Annotated in this window: 13 protein-coding genes; 2 read left to right on the top strand and 11 right to left on the bottom strand. The window is 59.1% G+C overall.

The annotated features are described in order from the left end of the window. Positions 1-15: 15 nt before the first annotated feature. From rfbD to rfbB, 4 genes are read right to left on the bottom strand one after another with little or no spacing between them, the layout of a single operon-like run. Positions 16-897, bottom strand: a complete 882-nt coding sequence (gene rfbD, locus ACFQUU_RS24530) for a dTDP-4-dehydrorhamnose reductase (RefSeq protein ID WP_382250749.1) — start codon at positions 895-897, stop codon at positions 16-18. Continuing rightward, the gene (rfbC, locus tag ACFQUU_RS24525) at positions 894-1,451 is read right to left on the bottom strand and encodes a dTDP-4-dehydrorhamnose 3,5-epimerase (protein WP_382250763.1); all 558 of its coding nucleotides are present in this window, start codon (positions 1,449-1,451) and stop codon (positions 894-896) included. Before rfbC ends, rfbD begins: the two co-directional genes overlap by 4 nt. Continuing rightward, a complete protein-coding gene (gene rfbA / locus ACFQUU_RS24520) occupies positions 1,448-2,335 on the bottom strand; it encodes a glucose-1-phosphate thymidylyltransferase RfbA (protein WP_382250748.1) in 888 nt (295 codons plus the stop codon). Before rfbA ends, rfbC begins: the two co-directional genes overlap by 4 nt. Then, positions 2,332-3,408 carry a dTDP-glucose 4,6-dehydratase gene (gene rfbB / locus ACFQUU_RS24515; protein ID WP_382250747.1) on the bottom strand — a complete coding sequence of 359 codons (1,077 nt, stop codon included), beginning with the start codon at positions 3,406-3,408 and terminating at the stop codon, positions 2,332-2,334. Before rfbB ends, rfbA begins: the two co-directional genes overlap by 4 nt. 298 nt (positions 3,409-3,706) lie before the next feature. Here rfbB and ACFQUU_RS24510 point away from each other — a divergent pair, with 298 nt between their 5' ends. After that, on the top strand, positions 3,707-4,531 hold the full coding sequence (locus ACFQUU_RS24510) for a symmetrical bis(5'-nucleosyl)-tetraphosphatase (RefSeq protein ID WP_382250746.1): 825 nt from the start codon (positions 3,707-3,709) through the stop codon (positions 4,529-4,531). A 101-nt stretch (positions 4,532-4,632) separates the two neighbouring features. On the opposite strand, the gene ACFQUU_RS24505 is transcribed toward ACFQUU_RS24510, so the two are convergent. Genes ACFQUU_RS24505 through ACFQUU_RS24480 form a run of 6 tightly spaced genes read right to left on the bottom strand, consistent with a single transcriptional unit; the run spans position 4,633 to position 9,223 of the window. Next, positions 4,633-5,412 (bottom strand): lysophospholipid acyltransferase family protein, encoded by a 780-nt coding sequence (locus tag ACFQUU_RS24505; protein WP_382250745.1) that lies wholly within the window; start codon positions 5,410-5,412, stop codon positions 4,633-4,635. A 12-nt stretch (positions 5,413-5,424) separates the two neighbouring features. After that, entirely contained in the window at positions 5,425-6,711 is a 1,287-nt protein-coding gene (locus tag ACFQUU_RS24500) for a dihydroorotase (RefSeq protein WP_382250744.1), read from the bottom strand. 3 nt (positions 6,712-6,714) lie between these two features. Then, a complete protein-coding gene (locus tag ACFQUU_RS24495) occupies positions 6,715-7,674 on the bottom strand; it encodes an aspartate carbamoyltransferase catalytic subunit (RefSeq protein ID WP_382250743.1) in 960 nt (319 codons plus the stop codon). Then, complete coding sequence (gene pyrR, locus ACFQUU_RS24490) at positions 7,667-8,179, bottom strand: bifunctional pyr operon transcriptional regulator/uracil phosphoribosyltransferase PyrR (RefSeq protein ID WP_382250742.1); 513 nt, start codon at positions 8,177-8,179, stop codon at positions 7,667-7,669. The genes ACFQUU_RS24495 and pyrR overlap by 8 nt, the downstream gene beginning before the upstream one ends. Further along, entirely contained in the window at positions 8,166-8,555 is a 390-nt protein-coding gene (gene ruvX, locus ACFQUU_RS24485; protein ID WP_382250741.1) for a Holliday junction resolvase RuvX, read from the bottom strand. Before ruvX ends, pyrR begins: the two co-directional genes overlap by 14 nt. 2 nt (positions 8,556-8,557) lie before the next feature. Next, positions 8,558-9,223: a YqgE/AlgH family protein gene (locus tag ACFQUU_RS24480; RefSeq protein ID WP_382250740.1), complete on the bottom strand. Its 666-nt coding sequence runs from the start codon at positions 9,221-9,223 to the stop codon at positions 8,558-8,560. Between the two features lie 83 nt (positions 9,224-9,306). On the opposite strand from ACFQUU_RS24480, the gene ACFQUU_RS24475 reads away from it, so the two are divergent. Beyond that, positions 9,307-10,809: a cryptochrome/photolyase family protein gene (locus ACFQUU_RS24475; protein WP_382250739.1), complete on the top strand. Its 1,503-nt coding sequence runs from the start codon at positions 9,307-9,309 to the stop codon at positions 10,807-10,809. A gap of 154 nt (positions 10,810-10,963) precedes the next feature. Here the strand turns inward: ACFQUU_RS24475 and ACFQUU_RS24470 are convergent, their stop codons facing one another. Then, positions 10,964-17,407, bottom strand: a complete 6,444-nt coding sequence (locus ACFQUU_RS24470) for an Hpt domain-containing protein (protein ID WP_382250738.1) — start codon at positions 17,405-17,407, stop codon at positions 10,964-10,966. Positions 17,408-17,430: the final 23 nt, after the last annotated feature.

The following is a 17,430-nucleotide window of genomic DNA, read 5'->3' as shown; positions in this document are numbered from 1 at the left end:
CGGCATCGCCATAAATCATTCCAGGCACAGTTTCAGCGCCTCATCCCATGCGGGCAAACGGCAGAACCGCTCCGTCAGCCGCTTGCAGCACAGCACCGAATTTGCGGGCCGCTTTGCGGGTAGCGGGTACTCGTGCGTACTGATCGGCGTGACCATTGGCTTTTTATTTAATGACCAGTGCGCAACAATAGTCTGGGCAAAACCGTGCCAACTGGTTTGACCTTGCGCAGCAAGATGATAGACACCGCTGTTTTGGCGCCACAGGTCATGATCCAACCCACCTTTGCCGCCGGCAGTCTGTAGGTTTGCCACAACAAGGGCGCTCGTGTCCGCGATGGTACGACACCATGTCGGCGCCCCGTGTTGATCTGCGACAATACGGAGCTCTTCCCGCTCCTGCGCCAGTCGCCGCACGGTCAGCAGGAAATTCTTGCCGCGCATCCCGTACACCCAGCCGGTACGCAAAATCAGGTGCGGTATGCCGCTGGCCTGCACGGCTTGTTCGCCGGCCAGCTTGGTGCGGCCATAGACATTGGCAGGCGACGGCAAGTCATCCTCGCTGTACGGCCCATCCTTGGAACCATCGAACACATAATCGGTTGAATAATGGACCATGGCGGCGCCCAGCCTGCGCGCTTCCTCGGCCATCACACCGGGCGCCTCGCCATTGATGCGCATTGCCAGCTCCGGTTCTTTCTCGGCCTGATCGACGGCCGTGTAGGCAGCCGGATTGAAAATCAGGTCGGGCCGCTGCGTCCGCACGACATCGCGCACCTGATCGAGGTCGGACAAGTCCAGTTGACTGCGGTCCAGCGCGATCACCGTTCCCAGAGCCTGCAGGCTGCGCTCGAGCTCGTAGCCAACCTGGCCGGTCCTCCCTGTCAGCAGGATCTTCATGGATATACCTCTGCATCCAACAGCAGACTGCCGTGACGATCCTTCTCGGACAATACCGGGGCAACCTCAATCGGCCATTCGACAGCAATCGACGGATCATCCCATGCGATGCAACGCTCGTATTCCCTGGCCCAGTAATCGGTGGTTTTATACAAAAATTCGGCGGATTCGCTAAGGGTCAGAAACCCATGCGCGAAGCCGGCCGGGACCCACATCTGCACCCTGTTTTCCGCAGACAGCAGCGCTCCCACCCATTGTCCGAAGGTGGGTGAGCTGCGCCGAATATCGACGGCCACGTCGAATACCTCACCCGCAACCACGCGCACCAGCTTGCCCTGTGCCTGGCTGATCTGGTAATGCAGGCCGCGCAGCACGTTGCGCGCGGAACGGGAGTGGTTATCCTGCACGAAGCGTACCGACTGGCCGCCATTGACCAGTTCGGCAAACGCGCGCTCGTTGTAGCTTTCGAAAAAGAATCCACGCTCGTCGCCGAAGCAAGCCGGCTCAATGAGCTTCACATCAGGAATGGCTGTCGAAATCACACGCATGGTCAGAACACCTTGTCGTTAAGGATATGCATCAGGTATTCGCCATAACTGCTCTTGCTAAGCGGCTGTGCGAGCGCTTCCAGTTGCACCGGACTGATGTAGCCCTTGCGAAACGCGATTTCTTCGGGGCAAGCGACTTTCAGGCCCTGCCGCTTCTCGATGGTGGCAATGAACTGCGCGGCATCGAGCAGCGATTCATGCGTGCCGGTGTCGAGCCAGGCCATGCCGCGCCCCATGACTTCCACGTTCAGCTGACCGAGATCGAGATAAGCCTGGTTGACATCGGTGATCTCGAGTTCGCCGCGCGCCGAAGGCCGGATGCCGGCCGCAATATCGCAGACCTGGTTATCGTAGAAATACAGTCCCGTCACCGCGTAATTCGATTTTGGCAGCTTGGGTTTTTCGACGATGCTGACCGCGTGACCGGCACCATCGAACTCCACCACACCATAGCGTTCCGGGTCTTGCACGTGATACGCGAACACCGTGGCACCTTGTCCCTGCGCGGCGGCTTTGCGCAACTGTTCGTCGAATGCATGGCCGTAATAGAGGTTGTCGCCCAGGATCAGCGCCGACTGCGCATTGCCGATGAATTGACGCCCGATAATGAACGCCTGTGCCAGACCCTCGGGCGCGGCTTGGACCGCATACTCGAAATTGATCCCCCACTGGCTGCCATCACCCAGCAATTCCTGGAAGCGCGGCGTATCGGCCGGCGTTGAAATGATAAGAATCTCGCGTATCCCCGCCAGCATCAGGGTGCTGAGCGGGTAATAGATCATGGGCTTGTCGTACACCGGCAGCAGCTGCTTGGAGGCTGCCAATGTGACCGGGTAGAGGCGTGTGCCGGAGCCGCCGGCCAAAATGATGCCCTTGCGTGCCGTCATCATGCGCGCAGTCCTTCCCCGTCAACTGCCTGGGCAATCCGGGATGCTTGATGCAGGTAAGCGCCGGACAGGACATTCTGCAGCCAGTCGCCGTTGTCGAGATACCACCGCACCGTCTTGCGAATGCCGCTGTCAAAGGTTTCCGCCGGCCTCCAGCCCAGTTCACGCTCGATGCGGCTTGCGTCGATGGCATAGCGCCGATCATGTCCTGGCCGGTCGGTGACAAATGCAATCTGATCACGGTAGCTGGCAGGCTTCGCTGCGAGTTGGTCGAGGATGTCACACAGCGTATGCACCACCTCAAGATTGGTTTTCTCGTTCCAGCCGCCGATGTTGTAGGTTTCACCCGTGACACCCGCTGCCAGTACACGGCGGATCGCGGTGCAATGATCGCCGACATATAACCAGTCGCGCACATTGGCGCCATCGCCATAGACCGGCAGCGGCTTGCCAGCCAGTGCGTTGGCGATCATCAATGGAATCAGCTTTTCGGGGAACTGGTAGGGACCGTAATTGTTCGAACAGTTGGTCGTCAGCGTCGGCAAGCCATAGGTGTGGTGGTATGCGCGCACCAGATGGTCCGATGCTGCCTTCGATGCGGAATACGGACTGTTTGGCGCATATGCGGTCGTTTCGCGGAAAGCCGGGTCGGCCGGACCAAGCGAGCCATAGACTTCATCGGTCGACACGTGCAGGAAACGGAAACTGTCGCGCTGCGGCGCCGGAAGTGCGGCATGATAGACGCGCGCGGCTTCGAGCAAGGTGAAGGTACCGTTGATATTGGTGTTGATGAAATCGGCCGGACCATGGATGGAACGGTCGACGTGGCTTTCCGCGGCAAAGTGAAGGATTGCCCGGGGCTGGTATTGCTGCAACAGGTCCGATACCAGGCTTGCGTCACCGATATCGCCTTTTACGAAGATGTGACGAGGGTTCTGCCGTACGGACAGCAGGTTATTGAGATTGCCGGCATAGGTCAGCTTATCGAGGTTGACGAGGGGTTCGTCACTCGATGCCAGCCAGTCAATTACAAAGTTGGAGCCGATGAAGCCGGCACCACCCGTCACTAAAATCATGCAGAATCCCGGAAGTGGGTGAATTTGAGTAAACCCATGATTTTACTCGAATTTAATTATTAAAATCGTATCTGGGCAGCGGGTATTTAAACAGGATTCGCTCGTTACTAGGGTAAGGGATTGTTACGACACCCTTCCTTTGCTCTACCTTTGACCGCTTTTTACAGCCATGAAGCCGGTTCTGCCTGTGGGCATGTTGCAGGCGGGAAGCAGGCCGATTTCCCTATAATGCGAAGCCGAAGCACGACCAAAGTGTGGTCGTTCCAGCACATTTTTGCCAATCAAACAACAAAGTACTATGCCAACTTATGCAATCGGTGATCTTCAAGGATGCCGCCCCAAACTCACCGAACTGCTGGACAAGATCCGGATTACCTGCCCGGACCCTCGCCTGATTTTTGTGGGCGACCTGGTTAACCGGGGTCCAAATTCACTCGAGACTCTACGCGAAGTACGTGCTCTCGGCGATACCACAAATGTGGTACTTGGCAACCATGACCTGCACTTGCTGGCGGTTGCCAACGGAATTCGCCCGCAGCATCGCTCCGACACACTGGATGATATCCTTGCTGCGCCGGATCGAGATGAACTGCTGGACTGGCTGCGGCACCGCCCGCTTGCCATCCTTGAAAACAATCACTTGATGGTACATGCCGGCGTGCTGCCGCAATGGACCGCAGAACAAACCGTTGCCTTGTCACGCGAAGTGGAGGCCGTACTGCAGGGACCGGACTGGGTGGAATTTTTGCGCCAGATGTATGGCAACCAGCCGGCACGCTGGGACGACGGGCTGGAAGGTGCGGACCGCTTGCGCTGCATCATCAATGCGCTGACACGTATCCGATTCTGCGACGCGGCAGGTACGATGGATCTGACGACGTCCAAGGGGGCCGAAATCGAGCTGCCGGGTTTCATGCGCTGGTTCGACGTCCCGGGCCGCAAGACAGAAGATGTGACGGTGGTTTTCGGGCACTGGTCCACACTGGGATTGATCATGCGACCCGATGTCATCAGCCTTGATACCGGTTGCCTCTGGGGCGGCAAACTGAGCGCGGTCTGCCTGGACGACCGCAGCATAGTGCAGGTCGATTGCCCGCAATACCAAAAGCCGGGTTCGATTTAACAAATCAGTGAATACTTGACACACTCCCCCCTCCCAGCCTTCCCCCTGCCAGGGGGAAGGAGCCGGCTCTTTAGGCCTTAGGCAGCAGGGGCCGGACAGCGCTACGAGGCCTTTTCCGCCGGACTCGAATCTACGGTCCCGGTCAGGCTCCATTCCCTCAAGGCGCCGGCAACAGAGCGATGCGCCAACTCGGCGATGTCGCGTCGATGCGAACCAGGCGGTGTTTCAATCGGCGGCAACATGGTCAGGCGTGCCGTCATGCCGCCGGACTTGAGGACGGTCACCATGCTTTGCACAAAGGTCATCTCGCCGATGAAATCCGCCGCAGGATGCAGACGCCCTGCGCTGTCGGTGTAACGCACCGCATAGGGTTGCACCGGCACCTCAGCTTCAATCGCGGCCTCAAACAGGTTGGCATGAAAAGGCAACACCTCCCCTTGCGCCGATGTCGTCCCTTCGGGAAAAAAGGCAACACGCTCGCCCGAATGCAGACTGCTCACCAAGCCTTGATAGATCCTGCGCACATCACGCAATTTTCCGCGCGAAATGAAGATCGTTCCGGTCTTTTCGCATAGCCACCCGATCAGTGGCCAGTCCCGGATATCGGATTTGGCGACGAAGCGACAAGGCTCCAGCGAATTGATAACGAAGATATCGAGCCAGGATATGTGATTGGACACAATCAGTGCGCGTGGCGCGGCGGTGACGGCATGCGGCTGCTCGATGATGACGCTGATTCCCGACAGGCGAACCAGCTTGGCGGACCAGCGCTTGATGCATCCCTGGCGCCCGGCATGATCGAGAAAGGGAAACACGAACGCGCACGTGGCGAGCCCCTGGAACAGGTGCAACACCACGCGCAACAGACGCAGACCAAGCATTCCGGCGGGCCGTCAGCGACTGAACGCGATATGGCCACCAACGATGGTCACCTTGACCTGGCCCGTCATTTCGTAACCAAGGAAAGGCGTATGTTTGCCCTGGCTGGCCAGCGCCTTGGCATCCACCTTCCAGCGCGCCGCGGGATCGAATACGCAGATATCCGCGGCACTGCCTACGGACAGCTTGCCGCAGGACAGTCCAACAACGCTGGCCGCATCCGAGGTCAGTTTTGCGATCGCACGCGATAGCGGACGCTCTGATTTGTCAAGGCATTCATCAGCCCACTTCAGCGCCAGCGGCAGCAGCAACTCAAGACCGGTTGCACCCGGCGATGCCTCGCCGAATGGCAACAGCTTTTCATCGTCGTCGACCGGTGTATGGTCGGAGCAGATGACATCGACGGTGCCGTCACGCAGCGCCTCCCGAATGGCGTCTCGGTCGCGTGTCGAGCGCAATGGCGGGGTCATGCGGGCATTCGAATCAAAGAATCCGATGTCCACATCGGTCAGGTGAATATGGTGAGCCCCGACGTCGCAGGTGACTGGCAAGCCCTCCTTTTTGGCCGCCCGCACGAGGTCGATACCGGAAGCCGAGGACATGCGGCACAGGTGAACGCGTGCGCCGGTGGCGCGCATCAGTTCGAAAATGATGTGCAAGGCGATGGTTTCGGACATGACCGGCACACCGGACAAGCCGAGGCGCGATGCCACCGGTCCGCTGTGAGCGATGCCCCCGATACCGAGATGCGGATCCTGGGGACGCAGCCATACCGTGTAATTGAAGGTCTTCGCGTACTGGAGCGCCCGCAGCAGCACGGTGGTATCGACAATCGGCTCTTCCGCCTGCGAAAAACCGATGCAGCCGGCTTCGGTCAGTTCCGCCATCTCGGTCAGCGAATGGCCTTTCAAGCCCATGGTCAGCGCACCGAGGGGGTAGACATTCGCCTGGTTCAAACTCTTGGCCCGGTACTTCAGCATTTCAACCAGGCCAGGTTCATCGAGTACCGGGTCGGTATCCGGCGGGCAGATCAGGCTGGTCACGCCGCCCTGCATCGCAGCCTGCATTTCGGATTCGAGGGTGGCCTTGTATTCGTACCCTGGTTCGCGCAGTCGTGCGCTCAGGTCGACGAGCCCGGGCGCCACGATCATGCCTGTCGCGTCGATGCTTTTATCTGCGGCAAAGCCCGCAGGCACCTGTCCAATCGCGGCGATCTTGCCGTTATCGATATAGACATCGTTTTGCGCATCAATGCCATTGGCCGGGTCTATCACGCGGCCATTCTTGATCTGGAGTTTCATGAATTAATTTCCTGCCAAAATGCTCATCACCGCCATGCGCACCGCAATGCCGAAGGTCACCTGCGGCAGGATCACTGCCTGCGCGCCGTCGGCTACCGCCGAGTCGATTTCCACACCGCGATTCATGGGGCCCGGGTGCATCACGATGGCGTCCGGCTTGGCAAGCGCGAGACGCTCCGGGGTGAGGCCGTAGCTCTTGAAGAATTCCTGCGCGGAGGGCAGCAATGCGCCTGTCATGCGTTCATTCTGCAGGCGCAGCATGATGATGACATCGACGCCCTTCAAGCCTTCATTCATGTCGGTGAACACACGCACACCAAGCTGCTCGAGTCCGCCCGGCAGCAAGGTGCGCGGACCGATGGCACGCACTTCCGGTACGCCCAGCGTGGTCAATGCATGAATGTCGGAACGGGCGACACGGCTGTGCAGGATATCGCCGACGATCGCCACCGTCAGGTTGGTGAAATCCTTTTTGTAATGACGGATGGTGTACATGTCGAGCAAGCCCTGCGTCGGATGCGCATGGCGTCCGTCGCCGGCATTGACCACATGCACGTGAGGCTGATTGGTATCGATCAGGTGCTTGGCGATCAGGTAAGGCGCGCCGGACTGCGAATGGCGCACGACGAACATGTCGGCATGCATCGCGGCGAGGTTGTCGATGGTGTCGAGCAGCGATTCGCCCTTGCTGGTGCTCGATGCCGAGATATTGAGATTGATGACGTCGGCGGACAGGCGCTTGGATGCGATCTCGAATGTCGTGCGAGTGCGCGTCGAGTTCTCGAAGAAGAGGTTGAAGACGCTCTTGCCCCGCATCAGCGGCACCTTCTTGACTTCGCGGTCGCTGATGCTGACGAACGACGACGCGGTATCGAGGATGTGGTTGACGACTGCTTTCGGCAGGCCTTCAATGGTGAGCAGGTGCTGCAGCTCACCATGTTTATTCAATTGCGGGTTATGCATGGTCCACCGTCAGGGAAAACCGGCCGTCGTCGTCGCGGCCTAATACGAGTTGCTGGTCAGGAGTCAGGGTTACGGTTTGCGCGACAAAATCGGCTGCAATTGGCAGTTCGCGTCCACCGCGATCGACCAGCGCGGCAAGCCGGATGCGCGCCGGACGTCCGTAATCGAACAGTTCATTGATCGCGGCGCGCGTGGTGCGCCCGGTGTAGAGTACATCGTCAACCAGGAGAATGGTTGCGCCTTCCACCTCAAACGGGATCTGGGTCGGTTTGACCTCGGCATGCAAGCCCTTCTCCGCATAATCGTCGCGATAAAAGGAGACGTCGATGAAGCCGAGACGTCCCTGCCCCTCGAGTTTCAGTTCCGTGGCAAGACGTTCGGCGAGCCATGCGCCACCGGAGTAAATGCCCACGATGGCGACATTGTCGGCATCGCCCAAGCCGGCTTTGACACTCTCGGCCAATTGCCGGTACAGGGCTTCCGCGTCTAAATTAAGATTCGGCATATTCGTCAAAGTATTGTTGCAAAATGATTGCGGCAGCGGCATCGTCGATCACTTCTCCGCGACGCTGCGATAGTACGGCGGACGAGTAGCGCTCATCCACAAGCACGACGGGAAGACCGAAGCGGCCATGGAGTTGATTGGCGAAACGGCGGCAACGCGCCGTCATCTCATGCTCGGTACCGTCGGGATGCGTCGGCAGCCCGACTACGCAGCGTTGCGGTTGCCACTCCCGGATAAGCGCTTCGATGTCGGCAAACCTGGCGTCGTTGGTGGCGGAGGTAATGACAGCCAGCGGCTGCCCTTGTTTAAGCAGGCTGTTGCCAATTGCAACGCCGATCCGCTTGAGGCCAAAATCAAACGCCAGTACCGTTTCCACTGTCAGGCATGCCCCACGTCGCCGGTCAGCATCATGGGGTCGATGCCAAGCAATTTCATGGCGGCGAAGAAACGTTGTTCCACCGGAAGATCAAAAATGATATGGGGGTCGGCGCGGACCGTCAGCCAGCCGTTGTGGGCGATTTCCTCTTCCAGCTGCCCGGCGCTCCAGCCGCAGCAACCCAGGCTGACCAGCAGGCGGCGCGGGCCGTCACCGGAGGCGACCGCTTCCAGCACATCTTTGGAAGTGGTCAGCGCGATCTCTTCGTTGACCGGCAACATCGATGAAAATCCGCCGTGCGGCGAATGCAGTACAAAGCCGCGTTCAACCTGGACGGGTCCACCAAACATGACCGGCTTCTTGTCGACCGAAGCAGCACCGAGTGCATATTCAGGATCGAGTTCAATGCGCTCCAGCAGCACGTCCATGGTCATGTCGGTCGGCTTGTTGATGATCACCCCGAGCGCGCCATTATCGTTGTGCTCGCACAGGTAGACTACCGTGCCGCCAAATACCGGATCGAGCATGGAAGGCATTGCGATCAGGAAATGGTCAGCCAGGTTCAGCCCGGTGTCGGCGCCTGTTTCGGGCGCATCCGAAAATTCGGCCGCGCTCCGGGCAGCCCGGGCTCTGGAGGACGATATGCGTGCTTTACTGGGTTTCACCATGATGCGCATTTTACCAGTTTTGCCGTATGCTCCATCCCGATCGCCTCTCAAAAATCTTCCCCCTGTACGATCAAAGGTCTTCGATGCAAGAGTTCAACAAGTCTCTGGTTTGGTTCCGCCGCGACCTGCGCAGCTTCGATCACGCGGCGCTCTATCATGCACTGAAGCAAAGCCGCAGCGTCTATTGCGCTTTCATTTTTGACAAGGACATTCTCAACTCGCTGCCCCGGCAGGATCGCCGGGTGGGCTTTATTCACGCCAGTATCTTGGAACTGAACACCGAACTGCGTCTTCTTGGCGGCTACCTGATCGTGCGGCATGCCCCCGCTGCGCAGGACATCCTTGCACTGGCTGAGGAATTGCAGGTCGATGCGGTATTTGCCAACCATGACTATGAACCGGCTGCGGTGGCGCGCGATGCCGCTGTCGCCCGCGCGCTGGAGCGCGACGGAAAGGTTTTGCGTACTTACAAGGATCAGGTGATATTTGAAAAAGATGAGGTGCTGACCTTGTCCGCAAAACCATTTGCGGTCTTTACGCCGTACAAGAATGCATGGCTGAAGAGATTGCATGCAGCGGATGATGGTTTTTACCTGAAGGCCTATCCGGTCGAAAGCTACGCCTCCCGGCTGGCACCCTCCGATAAGCATGCACAGGTGGTAATACCGTCGCTGGCGACCCTCGGATTCGAACCGGTCGATCTTGCCCAATTCGGCATTCCACCCGGCATGTCAGGCGGCGAGGAATTGTTTGCGGAATTCAGGGACAAGCTGGGCCATTACGATGAAGCCAGGAACTTCCCGGCAGTCCAGGGCACTTCGTATCTTTCGGTGCATCTGCGTTTTGGGACGGTATCGGTACGCGGGCTTGCCAGACAAGCGGTGGACGCGATGCGACAACCCGGCACTGGCAACGGCGCGGCTACCTGGCTATCGGAACTGATCTGGCGGGATTTCTATTTCATGATCCTGCATCATCATCCACGAGTGGCCGAGCGAGCGTTCAAGCCGGAGTACGACACTATTCGCTGGGAAGACGGCGAGGCGGGCGAGGAACTGTTCAACGCATGGTGCGAGGGCCGCACCGGATATCCGCTGGTGGACGCGGCAATGCTCCAACTGAACCGAACCGGTTTCATGCATAACCGTCTGCGCATGGTCACCGCTTGCTTTCTGATCAAGGACCTGGGCATAGACTGGCGCCGTGGCGAGCGCTATTTTGCGGAGCAGCTGAATGACTATGACATGTCGGCCAACAACGGCGGCTGGCAATGGGCATCGTCGTCCGGTTGCGACGCCCAGCCTTACTTCCGTATTTTCAATCCGATTACCCAATCAGAAAAATTCGATGCGCAGGGCAAGTTTATCCGGCGTTACCTGCCGCAGCTTTCCCGTGTCCCCGACAAGTGGATCCATGCCCCATGGTTCGCACCCACGGCGGTCTTGCGTGATGCCGGCCTGGTTCTTGGTACTGATTACCCGTTCCCTCTCGTGCAGCACGACGAAGCGCGGCAACGCACCTTGCAGCGGTATGCGGTTGTGAAGAAAGTGAAGACTGAGGCCACTCCGATAGAAGAAGACGAGTGAGGGTGTGGCGACGTACGCCGATTAGCTGCATAGCTGATCAGCGGGTACGATGCTGCACGTGGCATATTGAAAGGCTCGTCAAACAAAAAGGCCCGCATAAATGCGGGCCTTTCTTCACTTGCGCCAAGCGGCGCGGTTACAGATGGCGCTTACTTCAGGAGACGGTCGCATCCTTCTTCACAAAACCCGCGATCAAGCCAAGCAACTGGTCTTCCTGGTAAGGCTTGCCGAGATACTCGTTGACACCGAGCTCCAGCGCATAGTTACGATGCTTGCCCGCAGTACGCGAGGTGATCATGATGATCGGAACATGCCTGGTACGTTCGTCGCCGCGCACATTGCGTGTCAGGTCGAAACCATCCATGCGCGGCATTTCGATGTCGACCAGCATGACATCCGGCGTGATCGACTGCAGGTGCTCGAGCGCGTCCACGCCATCCTTTGCCAGCACGACCTGATACCCTTCGCGGGTCAGCAGACGCTGGGTGACACGACGCACCGTAAGGGAGTCGTCGACCACCATCACAATGCTTTGCGTACGCAAGCCCTGTACCGGTCCGCTCTTGGGCGCGGACGGCTCGTGTGCAGATATTTCCGCAACTGCACCCATCGCTTCAGGGGCGTCCGATGCCGTGATGCGCGGCGCACGGAGGTTTTCCTGCGCCGCACGCTGTGCCAGCGGAACCGGGTTGAGGATCAGTACGATGTCGCCGGAACCCAGCACGGTAGCGCCCGCGATACCGATCATGCGTGATAGCTGAGGGCCGATGTTCTTGACCACGACCTCCCGGTTACCCATGATTTCGTCGACGTGCACGGCGACCCGATCATTGCCGCTCTTGAGGATCAGCAAGGGAGAATAGTGCTGAGACACGGGCGACGCCTGCTTATTACCGAGAAGCGAGGACAAGTAATGCATTGGCACGCGCTGACCTTGCCAGATAACAGCACCTTCGTTATAGGCGGCCGCCAATGCATTGGTCTTGAGTTGCTGTACCTGCTCGACCAGCACCGATGGCAGTGCATACGTCAGGCCACCGGTCGAGATCAGCACCACCTGTGTTACCGCCAAGGTTAGCGGCAGGCGGATCGTGAACTGCGTGCCCTTGCCGGGTTCGGTCCAGGTGGTCACCCGTCCGCCCAGCGCGGCCGCTTCCGAGCGCACAACATCCATACCCACGCCACGTCCGGCGAGTTCGGTGATTTCTTCGGCAGTCGAAAAGCCGGGATGGAATATCAGGTCGGTCACTTCGTCATCGGACAAAGGCGCCTCATTGGTCAGCAAGCCGATCCGTTGCGCCTTGTCGCGAATACGACCGAGGTTGAGTCCCTGGCCGTCATCCGAGAACTGGATCACGACTTCGTTACCTTCCTGGCGCACTTCCACCAGCAGTTCGCCGGTTTCGTTCTTGCCTGCAGCACGGCGCGCATCGCGTGTTTCCACGCCGTGCACGATCGCGTTACGCAACAGATGTTCGAACGGGCCGGTCATCTTTTCAAGAACGCCGCGATCGATTTCGACGGCACTGCCGCGGATATCGAGGTTGACGCGCTTGTCGACTTCCTTGGCGGCTTGGCGGGTGACGCGGAACAGACGCTCGGAAATGCTGGCGAACTGCACCATGCGTACGCGCATCAGGTCCTGCTGCAGGTCGCGTGTCAGGCGTGCCTGGATCGACAGGTCACCTACCGCGCTGTCGAGTGTGCGGCTCAGGTTCTGGTGCACCGAGCCGACGTCATTGACGCTCTCGGCCATCATGCGGGTCAATTCCTGCAGGCGCGTAAAGCGATCGAACTCCAGCGGATCGAATTCACGATCGGCGGAATGCGCCATGCGCGAGGTAATCTGCGTTTCCGCCTGCATTTCGATTTCACGCAACTGATCGCGCAAACGGCTCACGTTGTCGGTCAGTTCCGACAGCGATTGTTTCAAGGTCCCGACTTCCGTTTCGAGCTTGGAACGCGAGATCGAAACTTCACCGGCCTGGTTCACAAGGCGGTCGAGAATGTCTGCCCGTACACGGACCAGAGGAGCGGGCACCGCAGCGGATGTGGCGACGGCCCGGTTTGCCAGCGGCGCAGGCATCGCCGGGTTGACGGACGGAACCGGCATCAGCGGCGAAAGTACAACCGGACCAGGACTGACAGCATGCTCCGCAGCGAGCGGCGTCACGTCATTAGCGGGAGCTTCGGCACCCGGTGTAGCGGCAGACGCTGCGACAGAGGGATTCTGCAGCAGTTCGAACATATGCTGTGCCTGGTCGTAGCGGATCAGCAAATCTTCCAGCGCAAGCGGCTCGGGAGTACCCAGATGCATGATGTTCTCAATGCGGGTCTCCATATCGTGCAGGTGCTGGCCGAGGTTCATCGCACCGGCCATGCGTGCACTGCCCTTTAGCGTATGCAACAGGCGCAGCACCGACTGCGGCGCGGCGATGCTGCTGCCCTGCTCCTGCCAGCCGCGCAATGCGGTACCCATTTGCGGGAACATGTCGCGGCCTTCTTCCAGGAAAACTGGCAAGAGGTCGGCATCCAGTTCATCACGAATGGCGAGCGATGGATCGGCTGCCAGTTCGGATTCGGCGCTTGTGCCTGCGAGCGACGCAACGGGCTGGGCGACGGCCGCCAGTGTCAACACGTCCTGCGTTTCCGCAGGCTGCATATCGACAATGCTGTCAATGATGTGATCAAGTTCGGGAATCAGCGCGCTGTCGCTGTCCTCCAGCGCCGACATATCTTCAAAGGTGTCCGCTTGCGGCAATTCCAATTCCAGTTCAGGGACTGGAAGCATGTCGGAGGGTGTGGACGGCAGATCCTGCGTGTCCGACAGTTCAGCCACCTGCGAGCGCAGTTCGATATCGCGCCGCAGGTTGTCCAGGATGCGCACATAATGCGGTTCGTCAGCCGGCATTTCGCCAAGAGAAAACTTTTGCAGCATCGCTTTGAGGCGCTCGATAGTCTGCTCAAGCGTGTCGTATTCGTGCAGCTGCAGGTGCACCGGGCGACGCATCAGGAATTGCAAGACCTTTTCCAGCGCGTGGGCGACTTCATGCAGCGACATGAAGCCTACGGTTGCGGAGCTTCCCGCGAGCGAATGTGCGGCGTGGACCGACTGCACGCTCACTTCGCGGTCCGGCTCATGACGCCATTCGGCAATATCGTGTGCGAGAACACGGACCAGTTCATCTGTTTCGGCCAGATAGATATTGTGCAGCGGCACGCTGATTTCGAGGTCGCCGATACGCTTGACGTTATCGTTGACGCGCACTTCGGGCGCATGCATGGTCGGAAATTCGATGACCTCGGCGATGGCCGGTGTCGCGGGGGGCGGAGCCAGATGCGCTGTCTCGGCCTGCGCGTCCACGGCTTCCGGCTCTGACGGGACGACAGCGTCGGGTATGACGTCTTGTTGGGCGAGTGCTTCATCAGATACCGTTTGAACGTCGGCAAGCAGGTCGGCATCGGCAATCTTTTGCGTCAGCGCTGCAACAGCTTCCTTGGCTTCACTGGCGTTGTCGGCCTCGGTGATTTCGCTGACCTTGATGGTATCGATGTCAGCTACCGGTTCGACGAAGTCAACTACGGCTGACGGTGCAGGCGCTTCAGCAATATCGCCAGGATCGGCGATGTTTGCATCACCCGTATCCATGTCCAGCGCTGGCAAGTTGTCATTAGTCGAATGCTCATTCGCCGAAGCGATCAACTCATCCCTGCTGCCCGGTACGGCGAACATCGCCATATCGGCATCGGACATTGGCAGTTCTTCAACCAGTGGCAGGTCGGAAGGCTCGGCTACTTCTTCTGCCTGTGCTTCGGAGACTGACGCTTCCCCGGACTCCTGCTGATGGATCTCAGGCAGGGGTGGAAGATCGAATTCAGTTACGAAGGGCACAAACGGTGCATCGGCAACCTGTTCAACCGCAGGCTCCTCAATGGCGGTATTTGCCGCCTCGGCTGCGAATTGCGACGCTGCATCGGCCTTCGTAACCGTGCTGTCGGTGTCCGGCTCAGCAATGGTCGCCCCAGACGTTTCACTTGCCGCTTCTTCTTCGTAGACGAACTGGCCGCCTGCCTTGACCCGTTCAGCTGCTCGTACCAAGGCATCCGGCGTTCGGTCGGAGCGACCAGTCTGCGTGAGATCCTGAACCCAGTCGCCCAACTCAACTACCGCCTTGTCGAGCAGCGCATACAGTTCATGGTCGCCGCCACGCGATTCCGATAGACGCAAGTTCAATACCTGCTCGATGCTCCACGCTGCTTCGCCGAACGCCACAAGGCCGACCATGCGACCGCTGCCCTTGAGGGTATGGAAGGAGCGTCGCAGGGTTGTGAGGTGTTCCTGATTGTGCGGCTGGTTGCGCGAGTCCGGCAAGGTTTGCAATACCGTGCCGAGAACCTCTTCCGCTTCGAGCAAGAAGATTTCCAGCAGTTCGGCATCGATTGCCTCGTCGCTTGTCGGCGCAACCATGGGGGGCAATGTCTCCACAGTTTGTACCGCCGGTACCGTGGCGGTAATGATTTCTGCCAACGCCTCACTGGAGGACGAGAAATCTGCCCGCTGCAGGATGTCAATGCCGGCTTGTGCACGATCATTTGCCTCAGGATTGTCGACCAGTGTCGCGTCCTGACGAATCCTTTCCAGCGATTCCTTCAGTTGTTCCTGGAGCGCATGGTTATCCGGCTGGGCACTGAGGGACATTGCCAGTTCTGCCGATTGTTGCTGATGAAAAGCGAGCTCATCTTCGACAGTCTGTACGGACGCTACGGCGGCGGGCGAAGCGGATTCAGCTGCAATTTCCGTCTCGCCCGCGCTGAAATCCGTCACGACCGGCTCATTGATTTCCGGGTCGTCGGTCCCGCCCGGTTCGATCAGGTTTGCACGAAACAGGCCCTGTCCTTCGTCGAACGAGAAACGGTCCTTGGCACTATCGGGTTGATGCTGCAGGGTTTCAATGAAGAAGCTGAGTGCGCCGACGTTCTGGGCAACATGCTGGAAGTCCTCGACGGCTGGCGTCTCTTCGTCGGATACCAGGAAATTCTGCACGGTCTTGCGGGTGTGCTGGATGGTGCGCATCGCGTCATCCTGGTCAAGGACGGCCATTGCGCCTTCGATCTGGTGCAGAACGTGGTCGAGCTGCCCAAGTGCATTGCGCTGGGCGGGATCGCGGAAGTATTCATCCAGCATCTTCTCGACCTGGCGCAGACTGTTCTGCATTTCACCGGCCAGCGCGGTCATGGTCTGACGCTGCTGCGCTTCGCGTGACATATCGTCCAGCCAGGGCACCGACTGTGCGGGTTGGTCGCCGGTGACGACCGCCAGCAGACGGGCTGTCATGGCGTCCGCGCGTTCCATGAAATTCTCCGGCAGGCGACCGATCTGGTTCAGCGAGTTTTCTATGAACAGCAGGCTGGTTGCCATTTCGAGGCCGAGAATATCCCCCGGCTTCGCATGGGCAGCGTGACGTGCAATGCCTTTGAGCTCACGCAGCAACTTTGTGAGTGGCGGGGAATTGAGCCGCGATCCGGCATCGGCCAGCACACGCATTTCATGTTCGAACGATTCAGCAACACTGGCGTCACCGCCGACGATGCGATTCCAGAGTGTTTTTGCCTGGGATAGGCGGTCCTTGGCCAGTGCAAGCGTGTCGCCATCGATCTGGCCATAACGCTTGCGGTCGTAGTCCTCGGGCACGAGACCGTCGATCTGGTAGACACGGCGAATTTCACGCGCACGAGGCGATGGATCTTTTGCCCTGGCGATAAAGAACAAGGCATCCCGCAGCAGCCGTTCGGCAATACTCGACGATCCCTGGCAGAGCCGGCGAATTTGCAGGTTGATGCGTGCAAACAGCTGCTTAACGTAAATTTCGTTTTCGATCTGGCCGCCGGCAACCGCTTCTGTCAGGCCATGCATGACCCACCAGAAGGCCCGGATCTGCTGATTGGTTTGCAGACTTTCTATTTCGCCTACGATGTCGCGCATGACAGCCGCATTGGCCAGTTCGGCATCGCGGTCGCTGCTCTTCAGAAAAGGCAGCAATGCCTTTTCGAAGCGCTGGCGCAATCCGACGTAACGAGCAGGCTTCACCTCCTCAATCGATGCCGGCACCGGCATCTTCGGACGGACCGCCAGATTGGGAAAGAACAAGTCGGCCGGATGGATCCGCTCGGCGCCACGTACTTCCAGCAATGCACGGTAATACGGGAACAACCGGACGGGCTGATGCGGCATGCCGGCCAGCAGTTCATCGAGGTACTCGGTCAGGGCCTGATAACCGGTCGCGATGGCTTGCGCAAGCTCGGCGCTCAGGTTCAGCTGGTCGGCATCGACCCGATCAAGCAGATCTTCGACAGTTTCAGTGATGATCGCGACGCCGTCGACGTCAACCATCTGCAGCGCGCCATGCGCCTGGTGCAGATAGCTCTTCGCATGACGGATCGCGGTCGCTTGCGTTTCGGCCTCTTGCGTGACGGCTTCCTGGATAGAGGTCTTCGAGCGGTTGAGTGATTCTCGGATTTCCCCCATTACCCAGGAAAGCGGGCCGGTGTCGAAGGTCTCGCGAGCACCGTGCGTTGAGGTGGAAGATGGGGTGGTCATGACTGCCTCGCGGGGTCAAAAGG

This window comes from Herbaspirillum sp. GCM10030257 (assembly GCF_042666555.1).
In the GTDB taxonomy this organism is placed as follows: Bacteria; Pseudomonadota; Gammaproteobacteria; order Burkholderiales; family Burkholderiaceae_D; genus Noviherbaspirillum.
Note: the sequence above shows the minus strand (reverse complement) of the source record. Positions and strands in the feature narration are given on the sequence as shown.

Bases quoted from the DNA above. Each gene is read 5' to 3' on its own strand.
- pyrR (WP_382250742.1), bottom strand. From the start codon at position 8,179: ATGCCGAATCTTAATTTAGACGCGGAAGCCCTGTACCGGCAATTGGCC.
- rfbD (WP_382250749.1), bottom strand. From the start codon at position 897: ATGAAGATCCTGCTGACAGGGAGGACCGGCCAGGTTGGCTACGAGCTC.
- ACFQUU_RS24500 (WP_382250744.1), bottom strand. From the start codon at position 6,711: ATGAAACTCCAGATCAAGAATGGCCGCGTGATAGACCCGGCCAATGGC.
- ACFQUU_RS24495 (WP_382250743.1), bottom strand. From the start codon at position 7,674: ATGCATAACCCGCAATTGAATAAACATGGTGAGCTGCAGCACCTGCTC.
- ACFQUU_RS24470 (WP_382250738.1), bottom strand. From the start codon at position 17,407: ATGACCACCCCATCTTCCACCTCAACGCACGGTGCTCGCGAGACCTTC.
- rfbA (WP_382250748.1), bottom strand. From the start codon at position 2,335: ATGATGACGGCACGCAAGGGCATCATTTTGGCCGGCGGCTCCGGCACA.
- rfbB (WP_382250747.1), bottom strand. From the start codon at position 3,408: ATGATTTTAGTGACGGGTGGTGCCGGCTTCATCGGCTCCAACTTTGTA.
- ACFQUU_RS24510 (WP_382250746.1), top strand. From the start codon at position 3,707: ATGCCAACTTATGCAATCGGTGATCTTCAAGGATGCCGCCCCAAACTC.
- ACFQUU_RS24480 (WP_382250740.1), bottom strand. From the start codon at position 9,223: ATGGTGAAACCCAGTAAAGCACGCATATCGTCCTCCAGAGCCCGGGCT.
- ACFQUU_RS24505 (WP_382250745.1), bottom strand. From the start codon at position 5,412: ATGCTTGGTCTGCGTCTGTTGCGCGTGGTGTTGCACCTGTTCCAGGGG.
- ACFQUU_RS24475 (WP_382250739.1), top strand. From the start codon at position 9,307: ATGCAAGAGTTCAACAAGTCTCTGGTTTGGTTCCGCCGCGACCTGCGC.